Annotated in this window: 14 protein-coding genes and 2 riboswitches; of the genes, 7 read left to right on the top strand and 7 right to left on the bottom strand. The window is 72.5% G+C overall.

Annotation, left to right across the window (positions count from 1 at the left end):
* Window positions 1-8: 8 nt before the first annotated feature.
* Window positions 9-629 (top strand): VOC family protein, encoded by a 621-nt coding sequence (locus K377_RS01755; protein WP_111661257.1) that lies wholly within the window; start codon window positions 9-11, stop codon window positions 627-629.
* Between the two features lie 13 nt (window positions 630-642).
* Here the strand turns inward: K377_RS01755 and K377_RS01750 are convergent, their stop codons facing one another.
* The 4 genes from K377_RS01750 to K377_RS41515 all read right to left on the bottom strand — a co-directional run bounded on the left by K377_RS01750 (window position 643) and on the right by K377_RS41515 (window position 3,921).
* Window positions 643-2,256 (bottom strand): Na+/H+ antiporter, encoded by a 1,614-nt coding sequence (locus K377_RS01750; RefSeq protein WP_111661256.1) that lies wholly within the window; start codon window positions 2,254-2,256, stop codon window positions 643-645.
* Between the two features lie 103 nt (window positions 2,257-2,359).
* Window positions 2,360-2,803 carry a hypothetical protein gene (locus tag K377_RS01745; RefSeq protein ID WP_111661255.1) on the bottom strand — a complete coding sequence of 148 codons (444 nt, stop codon included), beginning with the start codon at window positions 2,801-2,803 and terminating at the stop codon, window positions 2,360-2,362.
* A complete protein-coding gene (locus tag K377_RS01740) occupies window positions 2,800-3,489 on the bottom strand; it encodes an RNA polymerase sigma factor (RefSeq protein ID WP_258394947.1) in 690 nt (229 codons plus the stop codon). Before K377_RS01740 ends, K377_RS01745 begins: the two co-directional genes overlap by 4 nt.
* 18 nt (window positions 3,490-3,507) lie before the next feature.
* Window positions 3,508-3,921, bottom strand: a complete 414-nt coding sequence (locus tag K377_RS41515) for an LAETG motif-containing sortase-dependent surface protein (protein WP_161195160.1) — start codon at window positions 3,919-3,921, stop codon at window positions 3,508-3,510.
* 345 nt (window positions 3,922-4,266) lie between these two features.
* Window positions 4,267-4,493: riboswitch (cobalamin riboswitch) on the top strand.
* A 162-nt stretch (window positions 4,494-4,655) separates the two neighbouring features.
* Between K377_RS41515 and metE the strand changes: the two genes are divergently transcribed.
* The gene (gene metE, locus K377_RS01730) at window positions 4,656-6,965 is read left to right on the top strand and encodes a 5-methyltetrahydropteroyltriglutamate--homocysteine S-methyltransferase (protein WP_181512455.1); all 2,310 of its coding nucleotides are present in this window, start codon (window positions 4,656-4,658) and stop codon (window positions 6,963-6,965) included.
* A 249-nt stretch (window positions 6,966-7,214) separates the two neighbouring features.
* Window positions 7,215-7,676, top strand: a complete 462-nt coding sequence (nrdR, locus tag K377_RS01725; protein ID WP_111661253.1) for a transcriptional regulator NrdR — start codon at window positions 7,215-7,217, stop codon at window positions 7,674-7,676.
* A 54-nt stretch (window positions 7,677-7,730) separates the two neighbouring features.
* Here nrdR and cobF read toward each other — a convergent pair whose 3' ends face one another.
* Entirely contained in the window at window positions 7,731-8,579 is an 849-nt protein-coding gene (gene cobF, locus K377_RS01720; RefSeq protein WP_111661252.1) for a precorrin-6A synthase (deacetylating), read from the bottom strand.
* A 185-nt stretch (window positions 8,580-8,764) separates the two neighbouring features.
* Between cobF and K377_RS01715 the strand changes: the two genes are divergently transcribed.
* Window positions 8,765-9,361, top strand: a complete 597-nt coding sequence (locus K377_RS01715; RefSeq protein WP_111661251.1) for a histidine phosphatase family protein — start codon at window positions 8,765-8,767, stop codon at window positions 9,359-9,361.
* Window positions 9,362-9,436: 75 nt separating this feature from the next.
* On the opposite strand, the gene K377_RS01710 is transcribed toward K377_RS01715, so the two are convergent.
* Window positions 9,437-10,192, bottom strand: coding sequence for a CbtA family protein (locus K377_RS01710; protein ID WP_111661250.1), 756 nt, complete (start codon window positions 10,190-10,192; stop codon window positions 9,437-9,439).
* Between the two features lie 25 nt (window positions 10,193-10,217).
* Window positions 10,218-10,439 carry a CbtB-domain containing protein gene (locus K377_RS01705; protein ID WP_111661249.1) on the bottom strand — a complete coding sequence of 74 codons (222 nt, stop codon included), beginning with the start codon at window positions 10,437-10,439 and terminating at the stop codon, window positions 10,218-10,220.
* Between the two features lie 38 nt (window positions 10,440-10,477).
* A riboswitch (cobalamin riboswitch) is annotated at window positions 10,478-10,618 on the bottom strand.
* 477 nt (window positions 10,619-11,095) lie between these two features.
* Between K377_RS01705 and K377_RS01700 the strand changes: the two genes are divergently transcribed.
* Genes K377_RS01700 through K377_RS01690 form a run of 3 tightly spaced genes read left to right on the top strand, consistent with a single transcriptional unit; the run spans window position 11,096 to window position 13,555 of the window.
* Complete coding sequence (locus tag K377_RS01700; RefSeq protein WP_202455718.1) at window positions 11,096-12,334, top strand: ATP-binding protein; 1,239 nt, start codon at window positions 11,096-11,098, stop codon at window positions 12,332-12,334.
* Window positions 12,331-13,176 carry a roadblock/LC7 domain-containing protein gene (locus tag K377_RS01695; protein WP_181512454.1) on the top strand — a complete coding sequence of 282 codons (846 nt, stop codon included), beginning with the start codon at window positions 12,331-12,333 and terminating at the stop codon, window positions 13,174-13,176. The genes K377_RS01700 and K377_RS01695 overlap by 4 nt, the downstream gene beginning before the upstream one ends.
* Window positions 13,169-13,555, top strand: a complete 387-nt coding sequence (locus K377_RS01690; protein ID WP_111661246.1) for a DUF742 domain-containing protein — start codon at window positions 13,169-13,171, stop codon at window positions 13,553-13,555. Before K377_RS01695 ends, K377_RS01690 begins: the two co-directional genes overlap by 8 nt.

The following is a 13,555-nucleotide window of genomic DNA, read 5'->3' as shown; positions in this document are numbered from 1 at the left end:
GTGCCGGGATGGCCACCTCTCCCCCGCTCCTGGACCATCTCGTGCTCGCCACGCCGGACCTGGCGGCGACGGTCGCCGACTTCACCCGGCGGTCCGGCGTCACGCCCGCGCCCGGCGGCGCGCACGTCGGCCTCGGAACCCGTAATCACCTGGTGGGGCTGGGCGGTTCGGCCTATCTGGAGATCGTCGGACCGGATCCGGAGCAGCCCGAGCCGGCCCGGCCGCGGCCGTTCGGCATCGACCGGCTGACCGCACCGGCCGTCGTGACGTGGGCGATCCGTCCGCCGGTCCTGGACGCCACGGTGGCGGAGGCACGCGCGGCGGGGACGGAGGTCGGTCCGGTCCGCGCGATGAGCAGGCGGCGGCCGGACGGCACCCTGCTGGAGTGGCGGCTGACGCTCGACGAGCGCGCGGGTGTGGTGCCGTTCCTCATCGACTGGGGCACCACGGCGCATCCGTCGGCCGGTCTTCCGTCGGTGAGCCTGCGGTCCGTGGCGGCGAGCGCCCCGGACCCGGCGGAGTTGAGCCGCCGCCTGGTCACGCTCGGCACGGCTCTGGACGTCGCCGAGGGCCCGGCGGGTCTCACGGTCCGCCTCGACACGCCCGCGGGCACGATCGACCTGCCCTGACGGACTCCCCCGTTCACTCACCCACGGGGACATGCCCCAACAGGTGCAGTTCCTCGGTGTCCAGCCGCCCTTGGAGCCTGCGCAGCACCGTGTCGTCGATGTCGCCGGTGTCCCGCAGCCGGACGACCACGGACCGGCGTTCGGCGAGGAGGGCGAGGCTGAGGGCCGTGTGGTCGTCGGTGAGGCGCCGCGGGTGGAGTGCGGCTTCGTCGGGATCGTCGGGGATCGTGGCGCAGCGCTGGGCGACCGTGTCCGCCTGCAACCGGTGGGAGCGCTCGATCGCCTCGCGGATGGCGGGCGCCGTCTCCAGGCGTCCGGCGAGGTCGGGCAGGGCGGCGAGCGCGGACTCGAGGGCCGCCGACTCGGCGAGCCATTCCTCCCGGGCGACGGAACGGTCGCGCGGGATCCGCGCCCAGCGCACCACCCAGGGCAGGATCAGGGCCTGGGCCATCGTCACGACGATCACCACGCCGGTGACGAAGACGATGAGCTGGCGGGACGGGAAGACCTCGCCGTTGTCGAGGTGGGCGGGGACACCGAGGACCGCGGCGAGCGAGATCGCCCCGCGGAACCCGGACAGGGCGCTCACGGTCAGGCGGCGGCCGGAGTACGTCGTGCCGGAGGCGCGGGCGGTGCCCCTGCGGGCGATCCGGAAGAAGGCGGCCACCCCGAAGTAGTAGGCGAAGCGCACGGCGACGAGCGTGCCGGCCACGGCCAGTCCGGTGCCGAGCGCGCGCGGGATCTCGTCGTCGCCCATCGTGCGGACCGAGAAGTCGAGTTCGACGCCGATGAGGACGAACAGGGAGCCGTTGAGCAGGTAGGTGGCGACCTGCCAGAAGTTCTGCGCCTGGACGCGGACCTCGGCCCGTACGGTGCGCGGCCCGCTCTGGCTGAGCATGAGCCCGCACACCACGACGGCGACCACACCCGAGGCGTCGATCCGCTCGGCGACGAGGTATCCGGAGAACGGGGCGAGCAGCAACAGCACCTGGCCGCGCAGCGCGTCGGCCTGCGCCATGCGGGCGCGGAACCACTGCACGACCGTACCGGTGGCGAGGCCGATCAGGGCGCCGCCGCCGTAGCCGAGGACGAACAGCCAGCCGACGTGCGGGGCCGTGACGGCCTCGGTGCCGACGGTCACGCCGACGGCGATGCCGTAGACGACCAGCGCCGTACCGTCGTTGAGCAGGCTCTCGGCGCGCAGCAGGGTGATGTCCCTGCGCGGCAGGAGCCGGGCCACGACGTTGACGGCCGTCGCGTCGGTCGGGGCGACGGCGGCGCCCAGCACCCAGGCGGGGCCCCAGCCGATGCCGAGGGCGTGCGCGACGCAGGCCACCGATGCCGCGGAGGCGATGACCAGCACGGTGGCGGCGAGCGCCACGTCGGTGAGGTGGCGGCGGATCTCGCGCAGGGAGGTGTTGAGGCTCTCCCAGGCCAGCAGCGCGGGCAGGAACAGCAGCAGCACCACCTCGGAGGGCAGTTCCACCTTCCGCAGGGCGGGGATCAGGCCGATCAGCACGCCCATGACCATGAGGACCATCGGCGGGGCGATGCGCAGCCGGTCGCCCAGTGCGGAGCCGACGAGCACGGCGATCCCCAACAGCACGACAAGCTCCAGACCGAGCACGCGTTCCTCCCTCAGGCACTGCGCCGACACTTGTGGTGCCTCAACTGTGCCGTGTGCCTGCGCGGAAGCCCGCCCCGGTGTCCGGGTGTCGGCCGGTCCTGGCTCAGCCGGGTGTGCTCGGGGTCGCCGTGGGGTCGGTGGCGTCCGGCGCGGTCGGGGACGCCGATGTCGACGGGGGCAGCGGCGACGGCACCGCGGTGCCGGGCTCCTGGGACGCGCGCGGCGTGGAGTCGCGGTCGGTGGCGGTCGGCGCCGAGGGCGCGGCGGGCGGTACGGGGGTGCGGTGCGGATCCGTGTCGCGGGCCAGGGTGAAGTAGCCGGCGGCGAGGGCCGCGGCGGTGGCGAGACCGGCGAGCGCCAGCGCGTACCGCCGCCGGCCGTGGTGGAGCAGGGGCAGTCGGCGCAGATGGGGTCCGGGCGGTTCGGCCGGGCGCAGCGAGGTGACGGTGACGCGGTCGGCGCGGGCAGCGAGTGCCGCGTGCAGCCGTCGCTCCGTCAGCCGCTCCGGGCGGTCGGCCGGTTCGGCCCGTGGGGTGCGGGGCGTCATATCCGGCCCTCCAGGATCTTTTCGAGTGCGTCGAGCGCGCGGCTGGCGTTCGATTTCACCGCGCCCTTGCTGATGCCGAGGGTGGCGGCTATCTCGGCCTCGCTGAGGTCGGCCCAGTAGCGCAGGACGAGGACCTCGCGGCGGCGCGGTGTGAGCCGGGCGAGCGCGGCGAGGACCTCGCGGTGTGCCTCGTCGAGGACGACGGAGTCCTCGGCGGACGGGGCCGCACCGGCCGGTGGCGGTGTCCAGGCCCGCGCGGTGCGGCGGCGGCGCAGGACCGACCGGGCCGTGTTGACGACCGAGGTGCGCAGATAGCCGAGGGCGTTGTCGACCTCGGTGATCCGCTCGCCGTGGCGTCGGTAGAGGGCGGTGAACGCGTCCTGCACGACGTCCTCCGCCGTGGCCTGGTCGTCCACGAGCAGCACCGCGAGCCGGACCATGCGCAGCCGGTGCGCGTTGTAAAGCTCGCTGATCGTGGGCGGCCGGTCGGGTCGCGGGTAGGGATGCGTGCCGCTGTACGCGGAGAGGTACCGCGGTGTGTCCCGGCCGGGTGCCGCTTCGAGCGTGGACCGGTCGCGGCGCAGCAGCCCGCGCAGCAACGCCCGCCGTCCGGCGCGGATCCGGCCGCGGGGAAGGACGAACGGCCCTTCCCATGGGGCGGGTTGAGTGACTGCGGGGCTGTGCACGGGTTCCTCGGGGCGGTGTCAGCGGTGCGAGCGGCGGCGTACGGCGAAGAGGGCTCCCGCCCCACCGGCGACGAGGACGACGGCTCCGGCGCCCATCACGGTGGTGCCGGTGTTCGACGAACCAGTATGGGCCAGCTCGTCCTTGGAGGGGACGGGCGAGGGAGCCTCGGTGCCGCCGGGCGCCGCCGAGGGGGTGGCATCCTTCGGCCGGGCCGGAGCGGCGGACGGCTCGACGGTCTGCGGGACGCTGGTGGCCGGGCTCGGGGCGCTGGTGGCGGGCTTCGACGGGACCGGGCTCGGCGCGACGGTGGCGGCGGTCGCGGGACCGGCCGGTGACGGTGTCTCCGTGGCGTGGGCCGCGGGGACGGTGGCCAGGGCGGCCAGCAGGCCGGCGGCGACAACGGCGCCGCGGACGGGGACAAGGTGGTTCACGGTCGTACTCCAGGGTCGGGGCGAGGACACCGGTCGGCACCCTTCACCCCCACACGACGCGCGACCCGGCGCCGGGTTGCCGCGGTCGCGCGGATTTTTTCGCCGGGTTCCACGGAACGGTCCGTGGAAGATCCATTTCGGGGAACCGGGGAACCGTCCGTGCTGGAACGGCGCGACGTGCCCGCGGGCGGGCGAGGCGCAGGGCGGGCAGTTCGGCCGCGGGGACCGGATCGCCGATCGGCGTCGTCGAGACGGCCGCCGCGACGACGTGAAGGACTTCGTGATCGTTCTCCGTCCCCGCATCGTGCGGCCGGTCCCCCTGGCGACTCCCGTCCGGCGGCCCGTAGGGTGGGCCCCGCAGCTGGTTCGCCCCGTCCGCCAGGCGGGATGCGTCGCAAGAGGGAACCCGGTGGGAATCCGGGACTGCCCCGCAGCGGTGAGTGGGAACGACCGCCGTCATACGCACTGGGCTCCGACAAAGGGGCTTGGGAAGCGACGGCCAGTAGGTGTCCGTCCGGTCCGGACGGATGTGCTCACGAGTCCGAAGACCTGCCACCTGCCCGTGTGCGTACGACGCGTGCGCGGACATCCCGGTGACCTCGTGGGCGGGTCGGCGTACACAGCAGCGGACGACCGCGCCTTCTCCGCGCGGGCTCGGCCCGCCGTTCGTGTCACTCCTTCGTGCCGTACGGGTCCCCGGAATCCCAGGGATACGTCTCTCGAAGGAGATCTCCGTGACCACCAGGACCGCAGCACGGGCCACCGTGTACGGCTACCCCCGTCAGGGCCGCAACCGCGAACTGAAGAAGGCGATCGAGGGGTACTGGAAGGGCCGCGTCACCGCTGACGCCCTCCGGGCCACCGCCGCCGGCCTGCGCCGCGCCAACTGGCGGGAACTGGCCGACGCCGGGATCACCGAGGTCCCCACCGGCGACTTCTCGTACTACGACCACGTGCTGGACACCACCGTGATGGTCGGCGCGATCCCCGAGCGCCACCGGGCCGCGGTGGACGCCGACGCCCTGGACGGCTACTTCGCGATGGCCCGCGGCACCCAGGACGTGGCGCCGCTGGAGATGACCAAGTGGTTCGACACGAACTACCACTACCTGGTCCCCGAGCTGGGCCCGGACACGGTCTTCACCGCCGACTCCACCAAGCAGGTCGCGGAGCTGAGGGAAGCCCTCGATCTCGGGCCGGCCGCCCGGCCCGTCCTCGTCGGGCCGGTGACCTACCTCCTGCTGTCCAAGCCCGCGCCGGGCGTCGCCGCCGATTTCGACCCGCTCACCCTCCTCGACCGGCTGCTGCCCGTGTACGCGGAGGTCCTCGCCGATTTGCGCGCGGCGGGCGCCGAGTGGGTGCAGCTCGACGAGCCCGCCCTCGTCCAGGACCGCACGCCGGCCGAGCTGAACGCCGCCGCCCGCGCCTACCGCGACCTCGGCGCCCCGGCCGACCGGCCCAAGCTCCTCGTCGCGTCCTACTTCGGCCGCCTCGGAGACGCGTTGCCGGTGCTCGCCAAGGCACCCGTCGACGGGCTCGCCCTGGACTTCACCGACGCGGCCGCCGCCCACCTCGACGCCCTTGCGGCCGTCGGCGGAATGCCCGGCAAGCGGCTGGTCGCGGGCGTCGTCAACGGCCGCAACATCTGGGTCAACGACCTGGAGAAGTCCCTCGCCACGCTCGGCACGCTGCTGGGCCTGGCCGACCGGGTCGACGTCGCCGCCTCCTGCTCCCTGCTGCACGTCCCCCTGGACGCCGCCCTGGAGCGCGACATCGATCCGCAGATCCTGCGCTGGCTCGCCTTCGCCCGGCAGAAGACATCGGAGATCGCCACCCTCGCCAAGGGGCTCGCCCACGGCACCGACACGATCACCGCCGAACTCGCGGTGAACCGCGCGGCGCTCTCCTCCCGGGCCACCTCGCCCCTCACCCGCGATCCCGCGGTGCGGGCCCGCGCCGCCGCCGTCACCGACGCGGACGCCCGGCGCTCCCAGCCGTACGCGGCACGGTCCGCGGCCCAGCGCGCGCATCTGGGGCTGCCGCTGCTGCCGACCACCACCATCGGCTCGTTCCCGCAGACGGCCGAACTGCGCACCGCACGGGCCGACTTGAGGGCCGGGCGGATCGACACCGCGGGCTACGAGGAGCGCGTCAGGCACGAGATCCGGGACGTCATCGCCTTCCAGGAGAAGACCGGGCTCGACGTCCTGGTGCACGGCGAACCCGAACGCAACGACATGGTCCAGTACTTCGCCGAGCAGCTCACCGGCTACCTCGCCACCCACCACGGCTGGGTCCAGTCCTACGGCACCCGCTACGTCCGCCCGCCGGTCCTGGCCGGGGACATCTCCCGCCCCGAACCGATGACGGTGCGCTGGACCTCGTACGCCCAATCCCTGTCCGACCGCCCCGTCAAGGGCATGCTGACCGGGCCCGTCACCATGCTCGCCTGGTCGTTCGTCCGCGACGACCAGCCGCTCGGCGACACCGCGCGCCAGGTCGCCCTCGCCCTGCGCGACGAGGTGAACGACCTGGAGGCGAACGGCACTTCGGTCATCCAGGTCGACGAACCCGCGCTGCGCGAGACCCTGCCGCTGCGCGCCGCCGACCACGCCGCCTATCTGGACTGGGCGACCGAGGCGTTCCGGCTCACCACGGCGGGCGTGCGGCCGGACACCCAGATCCACACGCACATGTGCTACGCCGAGTTCGGTGACATCGTGCAGGCCATCGACGACCTCGACGCCGACGTGATCAGCCTGGAGGCGGCCCGCTCGCACATGCAGGTGGCCCGCGAGCTGGCCGGGCACGGCTACCCGCGCGAGGCCGGTCCGGGGGTCTACGACATCCACTCGCCCCGCGTCCCGAGCGCGGACGAGGCCGCCGCACTGCTGCGGACGGGCCTGAAGGCCATCCCCGCCGAGCGGCTGTGGGTCAACCCGGACTGCGGTCTGAAGACGCGCGGCTGGCCCGAAACCCGGTCCTCCCTGGAGAACCTGGTGGCCGCCGCGCGGACCGTGCGCGGGGAGCTCGGTTCGGCCTGATCGACCACAGGTGCCGGGCCGCCGTCACAGGGCGGCCCGGCCTCACTCCCGACGATTTCCGTGACGGCGCGCCGATGTCGCATTCCCGGAAATGCAGGTGATAGGGGATCTCCGCCCCGACTCCGGGCGAACTTGGTTGAGTTCGGGAAAAGCTGCAGGTCAGTTACGTTACGATGGGCGTCGCTCCACGGTCGGCCGGACACCGGACAACCACCCCACCGTCCGAGGCAATCCGAAAGGACACGAACGGTGTACTGCCCCTTCTGCAGGCTCCCCGACAGCCGCGTCATCGACAGCCGGTCGACCGACGACGGCACATCGATCCGCCGACGCCGGCAGTGCGCCCACTGCCAGCGCCGTTTCACCACGCTGGAGACGTACTCGCTCCTCGTGGTCAAGCGCAGCGGTGTGACCGAGCCGTTCAGCCGTACGAAGATCGTCAGCAGTGTCCGCAAGGCGTGTCAGGGCCGCCCCATCACGGAGGACATGCTCGACAGGCTCGGCCAGCAGGTCGAGGAGAACCTGCGGGCCGCGGGCAGCGCCCAGTTGAGCACCCATGACGTGGGCCTCGCCGTGCTCGAACCGCTCAGCGAGCTGGACCCGGTGGCCTATATGCGGTTCGCCTCCGTCTACCGCGCCTTCGAATCCCTCACGGACTTCGAGAACGCCATCGCGGAACTGCGGGCCAAGTGCGGCCAGGCCGTGGACTGATCAGCCGTATCGGGGCGGGCGCCGGAGGCTTTCCGGCGCCCGCCTTCGTGCGTGTCAGAGGCGGGCGGCGGCGCCGGGCACGGACGGCTCCTCGGCCGGGCCGTCGACGGTGCGCAGGAGATAGGTGTCCATGATCCAGCCGTGCCGCTCCCGCGCCTCGGACCGGACCTGCCGGATGCGGTCGCGGACCTCGTCCAGGGGCCCGGCGATCAGCAGCTCGTCCGGGGTGCCCAGGTAGGCGCCCCAGTAGATCCACAGGCCCGCTCCCTCGACCTGGGTGAACGACTCGCCGCCGTCGAGCATGACGACGATGTCCCCGTCGTCGTGCCGACCGACCTCGGGCAGGCGGCGGGCCGGGGTGATGTGCACGGGGCGGCCGACCTGGTTGAGCGGGATGCGGTGACGCGCGGCGAGCGTGGACACGCTGGTGATGCCGGGGATCACCTCGACGGTCGCGGACACCCGGCCGCGGGTCTCGATGTCGGCGAGGATCCCGAGGGTGCTGTCGTAGAGCGACGGGTCGCCCCACACGAGGAACGCCCCGGTCTGCCCGGGCTCCAGCTCGTCCAGCATCAGCCGCTCGAAGAGGTCGCCGCGCCGGGCCCGCCAGTCCTCGATGGTGGACGTGTATGCGGAACGGTCCATGGGGCGGCGGTTGCGGCTCGGGTCCTCGACCTCCACCACCCGGTACGGGGTCTCGGCGTGCTCCTCCAGCATCCGGTGGCGCAGGTCCGTGAGCGAGGACTTGTCGGCGCCCTTGCCGACGACGAAGAAGACGTCGGCGCGCCGGATCGCCTTCACGGCCTGAAGGGTGAGGTGGTCCGGGTCACCGGCGCCGATCCCGATGACGAGGATCGTGCGGTCTCCGGTGCTCTGCGTGCCCTGCGTGTTCTGCGTGCCCATGACGACAGTCTCGCAGTTCGCGGCGCGCGGGCCCCGTGCGGGCCCCTGCCTCGGCGGCTCGGCGGTCCGGGCCGCCGCTCCGGGAATCCGTACAGGTCAGGGCGGCGGGATCGCCGCGTCCCCGGAAGCGGGCGAATGCTAGGTTGCCCGGCGATCCCACGCCCTCCGGAAAGAAGGAACGTGTCGTGACCCGCCGTGTCTGGTTCGTCTCGCCCGCCCTGAACGCCTCGCTGCGGCAGGCCCGGTTCGACGACGGCGCCGCGCTGGACGCCGCCGGCCGTGCGGCCGCCCGCGCCGCGGCCCCGTCACTGCCGGTGCCCGCGCTCGCCGTCGTGTCCGGGAGCCGGCGCTGCCGGGAGACCGCCGAGTTGCTGGGGCTCGGCCCTGCGGTCGAGCACGAGGCGCTGGCCGCTCCGGACACGGGGAGCTGGCGAGGCCGCACTCTGGCCGAGGTGGGTGAGACCTCGCCGCAGGACGTGGGCCGGTGGCTCGGGGATCCGGAGTTCCGGGCCGGGGGCGGGGAGTCGGTGGCCGACGTGTGCGGGCGGGTGTCGCGGTGGCTGGACACCCTCGACGGGGAGACGGCGGTGCCGGAGGGCGGGCTCGTCATCGGTGTCGTGGAGCCCGAACTGGCGCGGGCCGCCGTGGTGCACGCTCTGGGCGCGCCTCTCTCGGCCTTCTGGCGCTGCGACGTGGCGCCGCTGACGGTGACCGAGCTGAGCGGCCGCGGCGGCCGCTGGAACCTGCGCTGCGGGCGGCCTCTCGCGCCGGGTCGGCCGTAAACCGCGAGAGGGCCCGCGGACGGTTCCGCGGGCCCTCTCGTCGTCCGGCTCGGTCTCGTTGCCCGACCGGCCGGTTCAGTGCGCTGCCGGGACCGCCTGGCGGGCCGCGGCGGGCTTGGGGTTGAGCAGCCGTTCGGCCAACTCGCCGAAGAGCAGCCCGAATCCGGTCCACAGCGTGATCTGGATGGCGAGGGCCGAGAGCCGGAAGCGCCAGAGCACTGCGGCCGGGAAGTGCTCGGGCACCTCGTTGATCACGGGCAGGAACTGGAAGGCCAGTCCGACGACCACGACGAAGGCGAGGACGGCGACGACGGTCGCCCACCAGGTGCCCAGACGCGGCGCGAGCCGCTTGCCCAGGATGGTGGCAGCGACCGCGAGGAGGACGCTGAGCACCATCATCAGGAAGTACAGGGTGGTCCGCTTGCCGATGGTGTCGCCGTTGCCGACGGCGGGCGGATTGGCCGGGTACTTCAGGAACGGGACGACGTACACGGCCAGCAACGCGCAGCCTGACAGCAGCAGAGCGGTCGCACGGGGACCGAAGCGGCCCACCCTGCCGAGCGCGAAGCAGTAGGCGAGTGCGGCGATGCCGCCGAAGGCGACGCCGTAGACGAGGACGCCGGTGGCGAGTCCGGCCGTGGACTGGAGCCCGCGGGAGACGAGTTCGACCTCGTCGCCGTGGGAGTGGCCCGCGTGGGCCTCCTCGAAGCCGATGGCCTTGTCGACCAGCGGCTCACCGAGCCAGTAGGAGATGACGAGGGCGAGCACGCCGGCCGCGAGACCGGCGAGCATCCCCCGAACGAGCAGATTGCGTACGGTGGTTGAATTCATGGGAGTGCTACGTTCCTCCGCCTTCTCAGTGGCAGGGGAAGCCGAGCAGGTGACGGGCGTCGTGCACCCACTCGTGCACACCCGCTCCGCTGAACACGGAGGTGGCGCCCTGTTCGGCGCCGACGAAGTACAGCAGGACCAGCATCAGGATGCCGAAGAACGCGGCCCAGGGGGCGATCGCCTTCAACGGCAGCTTGGCCGGTACGACAGGGGTGGTGGCGGTCGGCTGAGCGACATGCTGCGCCATGGCAGGGCCTCCTTCGGGAGTTCGCGTCCCGTCTCGGTGGTGCACATGACGACCGTCACGGGTCTGACTCACGCCCGGCCCCCTGGGGACCGTGCGCTCACAGTGGCGCGACCGTGCCGGACTCTCACCGGCTTCCGTCGACCGTCGTCGATAACGGCACGACATTACCGTCTGTCGCGTGCATGGCCAAGACCGGGCAGGGACACCCCCGAGTGTGCATTTCGGCCAACTTTCCCCACCCCTCTGGCCGAAAACGACCACTGAAGGGTCATACGTGGATTCACCGCCGCACCGGCCCCCTCGGGGCGGCTCCGGATCCCGCCGCAAACGGGCACGGTCGACTTTTGTCAACGCGCCGTCGTAATCCCCGCATTGATCCAGGTGGCACCCTCGGGCGGAGCGGCGGCCGGCTGCCTCCGCAGCGGCCCCAGCACCGGTGAGCTTGCCCTTTCGCGCCCGTCAAAGGCCCGTATCGGAGCGGAATCTGAGGGTGGATCACGGTGATAGCATCCCGGCATCCGCGATCTTGATCCACTCGTCCCGCGCGCCTCCTTGCAGTGTGCTCGCGTGTGTGCATCGCCGATCGGGTGACGCTCTGGGCCGTGTCGCGGGCCCTGACGAAGTGCATCTGTCGCCATGCGCCGAGAAAGGTTTCCATGACACAAGACGCACTGGTGTGGTGCCTGGTTGTGATAGCGGCGATATCCGTCGCCGCCGTTGTGGCACTCACCATCCGCAGTAGAGCGCTCGCGGCGAAGAAGCAGCGGTCGGAAGCAGATCTGCGTCAGCAGCTGAGTGCTCTGGAACGCCAACTCCACGGCTCCTCCGCCGAGTTGCAGAGGATCTGGACCGAGCGCGAGAGCGCCATCCTCGCCGCGAAGGAAGACGCCGAGGAGAACACCAAGGCGGTCCTCAAGGGCGCCGCCAGCTTCCTGCAGAGCCTCGCGGCCGAGCAGACCACCCTGCTGCACGGCGTGCAGCAGCGGTACGGAGGGCACGCCGTCCTCAGTGACCTCCTGGACGTGAACCACTCCAACGCCCAGATGGCGCGCAAGGCCCAGGGCATCGCCGTAATGTGCGGCGCGCCCCTCGGCCGGCGCAACAGGCCGGCCAGCGTCTACGACGTGGTCCGCAGCGCCCAGGGCCAGATCCGCAACTTCAGCCGCGTCGCGATCATGCAGCAGACCGGTCTCGCGCTGAAGGCGTCCGCGGTCGCGCCCGTCGCCCTCGCCGTGGCCGAACTCCTCGACAACGCTGCCAGCTTCTCGCAGCAGGACGCGCCGATCGAGGTGACGTTCCAGCGGATCCAGAACAACCTCTGCATCATCATCGACGACGCGGGCGTCAGCATGAGCGACGAGGACCGGCAGCGCGCGACCGCGCTGCTCTCCGGTGACGACGTCCCCCGGCTGTCGCAGCTCGGGACCCAGCCCAAGTTCGGCTTCCCCGTCATCGGTCTGATCGCCCGTCAGTACGGCTTCAAGGTGGATGTCACCGGAGTCTCCCGGTACGGCGGTGTCCGCGCCGTCGTGCTTCTGCCCGAGGAGCTGTGGACCATGGAGGAGACGCCCCCGCGGGCGGAGGCACCCGTCAGCCGCATCCGCCGCACCCCGGCTCCCCAGGAGCAGCCGCCCGCCGAGCAGCCCGCGCCGCTCGCGGAAGCCCGCCCCGAGCCGCGTACCGAGCCGAAGCGCACGGTGCACGGCCTGCCGAAGCGGGGCGAGCGCCAGTCCCCCATCGCGAGCGTGCCGGACGCGTCGCCCCGCCGTCCTGGGTTCCCGGCCGCCGAGGGCTCCCCGCGCACCTCGGGCCGCAGCCTCGGCGCCCTCCAGCGGGGCACGCTCTCGGCCCGCAAGATCGACACCCCGTCCGCCGAAGGGTCTGAAGACGAATGACGCCAGACCTGTCCTGGATGCTCCAGGACATCGTGCAGAACGTGCCCCTGGCGCGGCACGCAGTCCTGCTCTCCGCCGACGGTCTTCCCCGCGGCTCGACGGAGGGTCTCGACCCCAAGGACGTCGACACCATCTCGGCCGCCATGGCCGGCATGCAGTCCCTCAGCCGGGCCACCGCCCACTTCGCCGGGTCGGCGAAGGACGGCGAGTGGAGCCAGACGGTCATCGAGTTCGACCACGGCTGGATCTTCCTGATCGGGGCCGGGCAGGGCGCCTACCTCGCCGCCGCGGCCGAGCCCGACGTCGACATGCAGCAGATCTCCTTCCGTATGCACCGGCTGGTGGCCCGCCTGGGCAACAACCTCACGTCGCCGCCCCGCGTCCCGACGGACGAGACCGGGGCGGGCGGCTCCAGCGCGGCGGACCGGCCCGGCGCCACCGGCGGATCGGGGTTCGTGCTGCCCGAGCTGGACCGGGCGGTCGCGGAGGTGCACGGCGCCCGGCACGCCGTCCTGCTGGGCGGGGACGGACTGCCGCGCGGGGCGACCTCCGCGATGTCCCGCGACCTGGCGGACACCATCTCCGCCGCGATGACCGGCATCCACGCGTACAGCAGGGTGACGGCCCAGTTCGCGGGCGCCGTCGAGGACGCGACGTGGCGGCAGACGGTCATCGAGTTCTCGCACGGCTGGATCTTCCTGATCGCCGCGGGCGAAGGGGCCTTCCTGGCCGCGTCCGCCGAACACGACTGCGACATCGAGGAGTTCACCACCCGGCTGCACCAGGTGGTGCCCGAACTGGGAGCGCGGTCGGCGCACGGAGGGAGAATCGGCGATGTCTGAGGATCCCGACGAGGCACTGGAACTCACCTCTCCCTTAGTACCGCTCTTCGTCATCACGAACGGGCGCGCCCTGCCGCCGGATCACCAGTACGCGCACACCGCTCTGGTGACGGCCGCCCGCGAAGCCGAGACCACGGCACGCGCCCTCTCCCCCGAGGCGCGTACGGTCCTCGACCTGGTGGCCAACGGGTTCCTGTCCGTGGCCGAGGTGGCCGGGCACACCCACCTGCCGCTGGGCATCGTCCGCATCCTGCTGGCGCAGCTGGAGGAGGGCGGCCTGATCCTGGTCAGGAAGCCCATACCGAGTGCCGAAAGGGTCGACAGGGAGCTGGTCAGCGCCGTCCTCGACGGCCTGCGGAAGAAGCGATTCGGAGCGTAA

Origin of the sequence: Streptomyces sp. PsTaAH-137 (assembly GCF_003259365.1) — a bacterium.
Taxonomy (GTDB): domain Bacteria; phylum Actinomycetota; class Actinomycetes; order Streptomycetales; family Streptomycetaceae; genus Streptomyces.
Note: the sequence above shows the minus strand (reverse complement) of the source record. Positions and strands in the feature narration are given on the sequence as shown.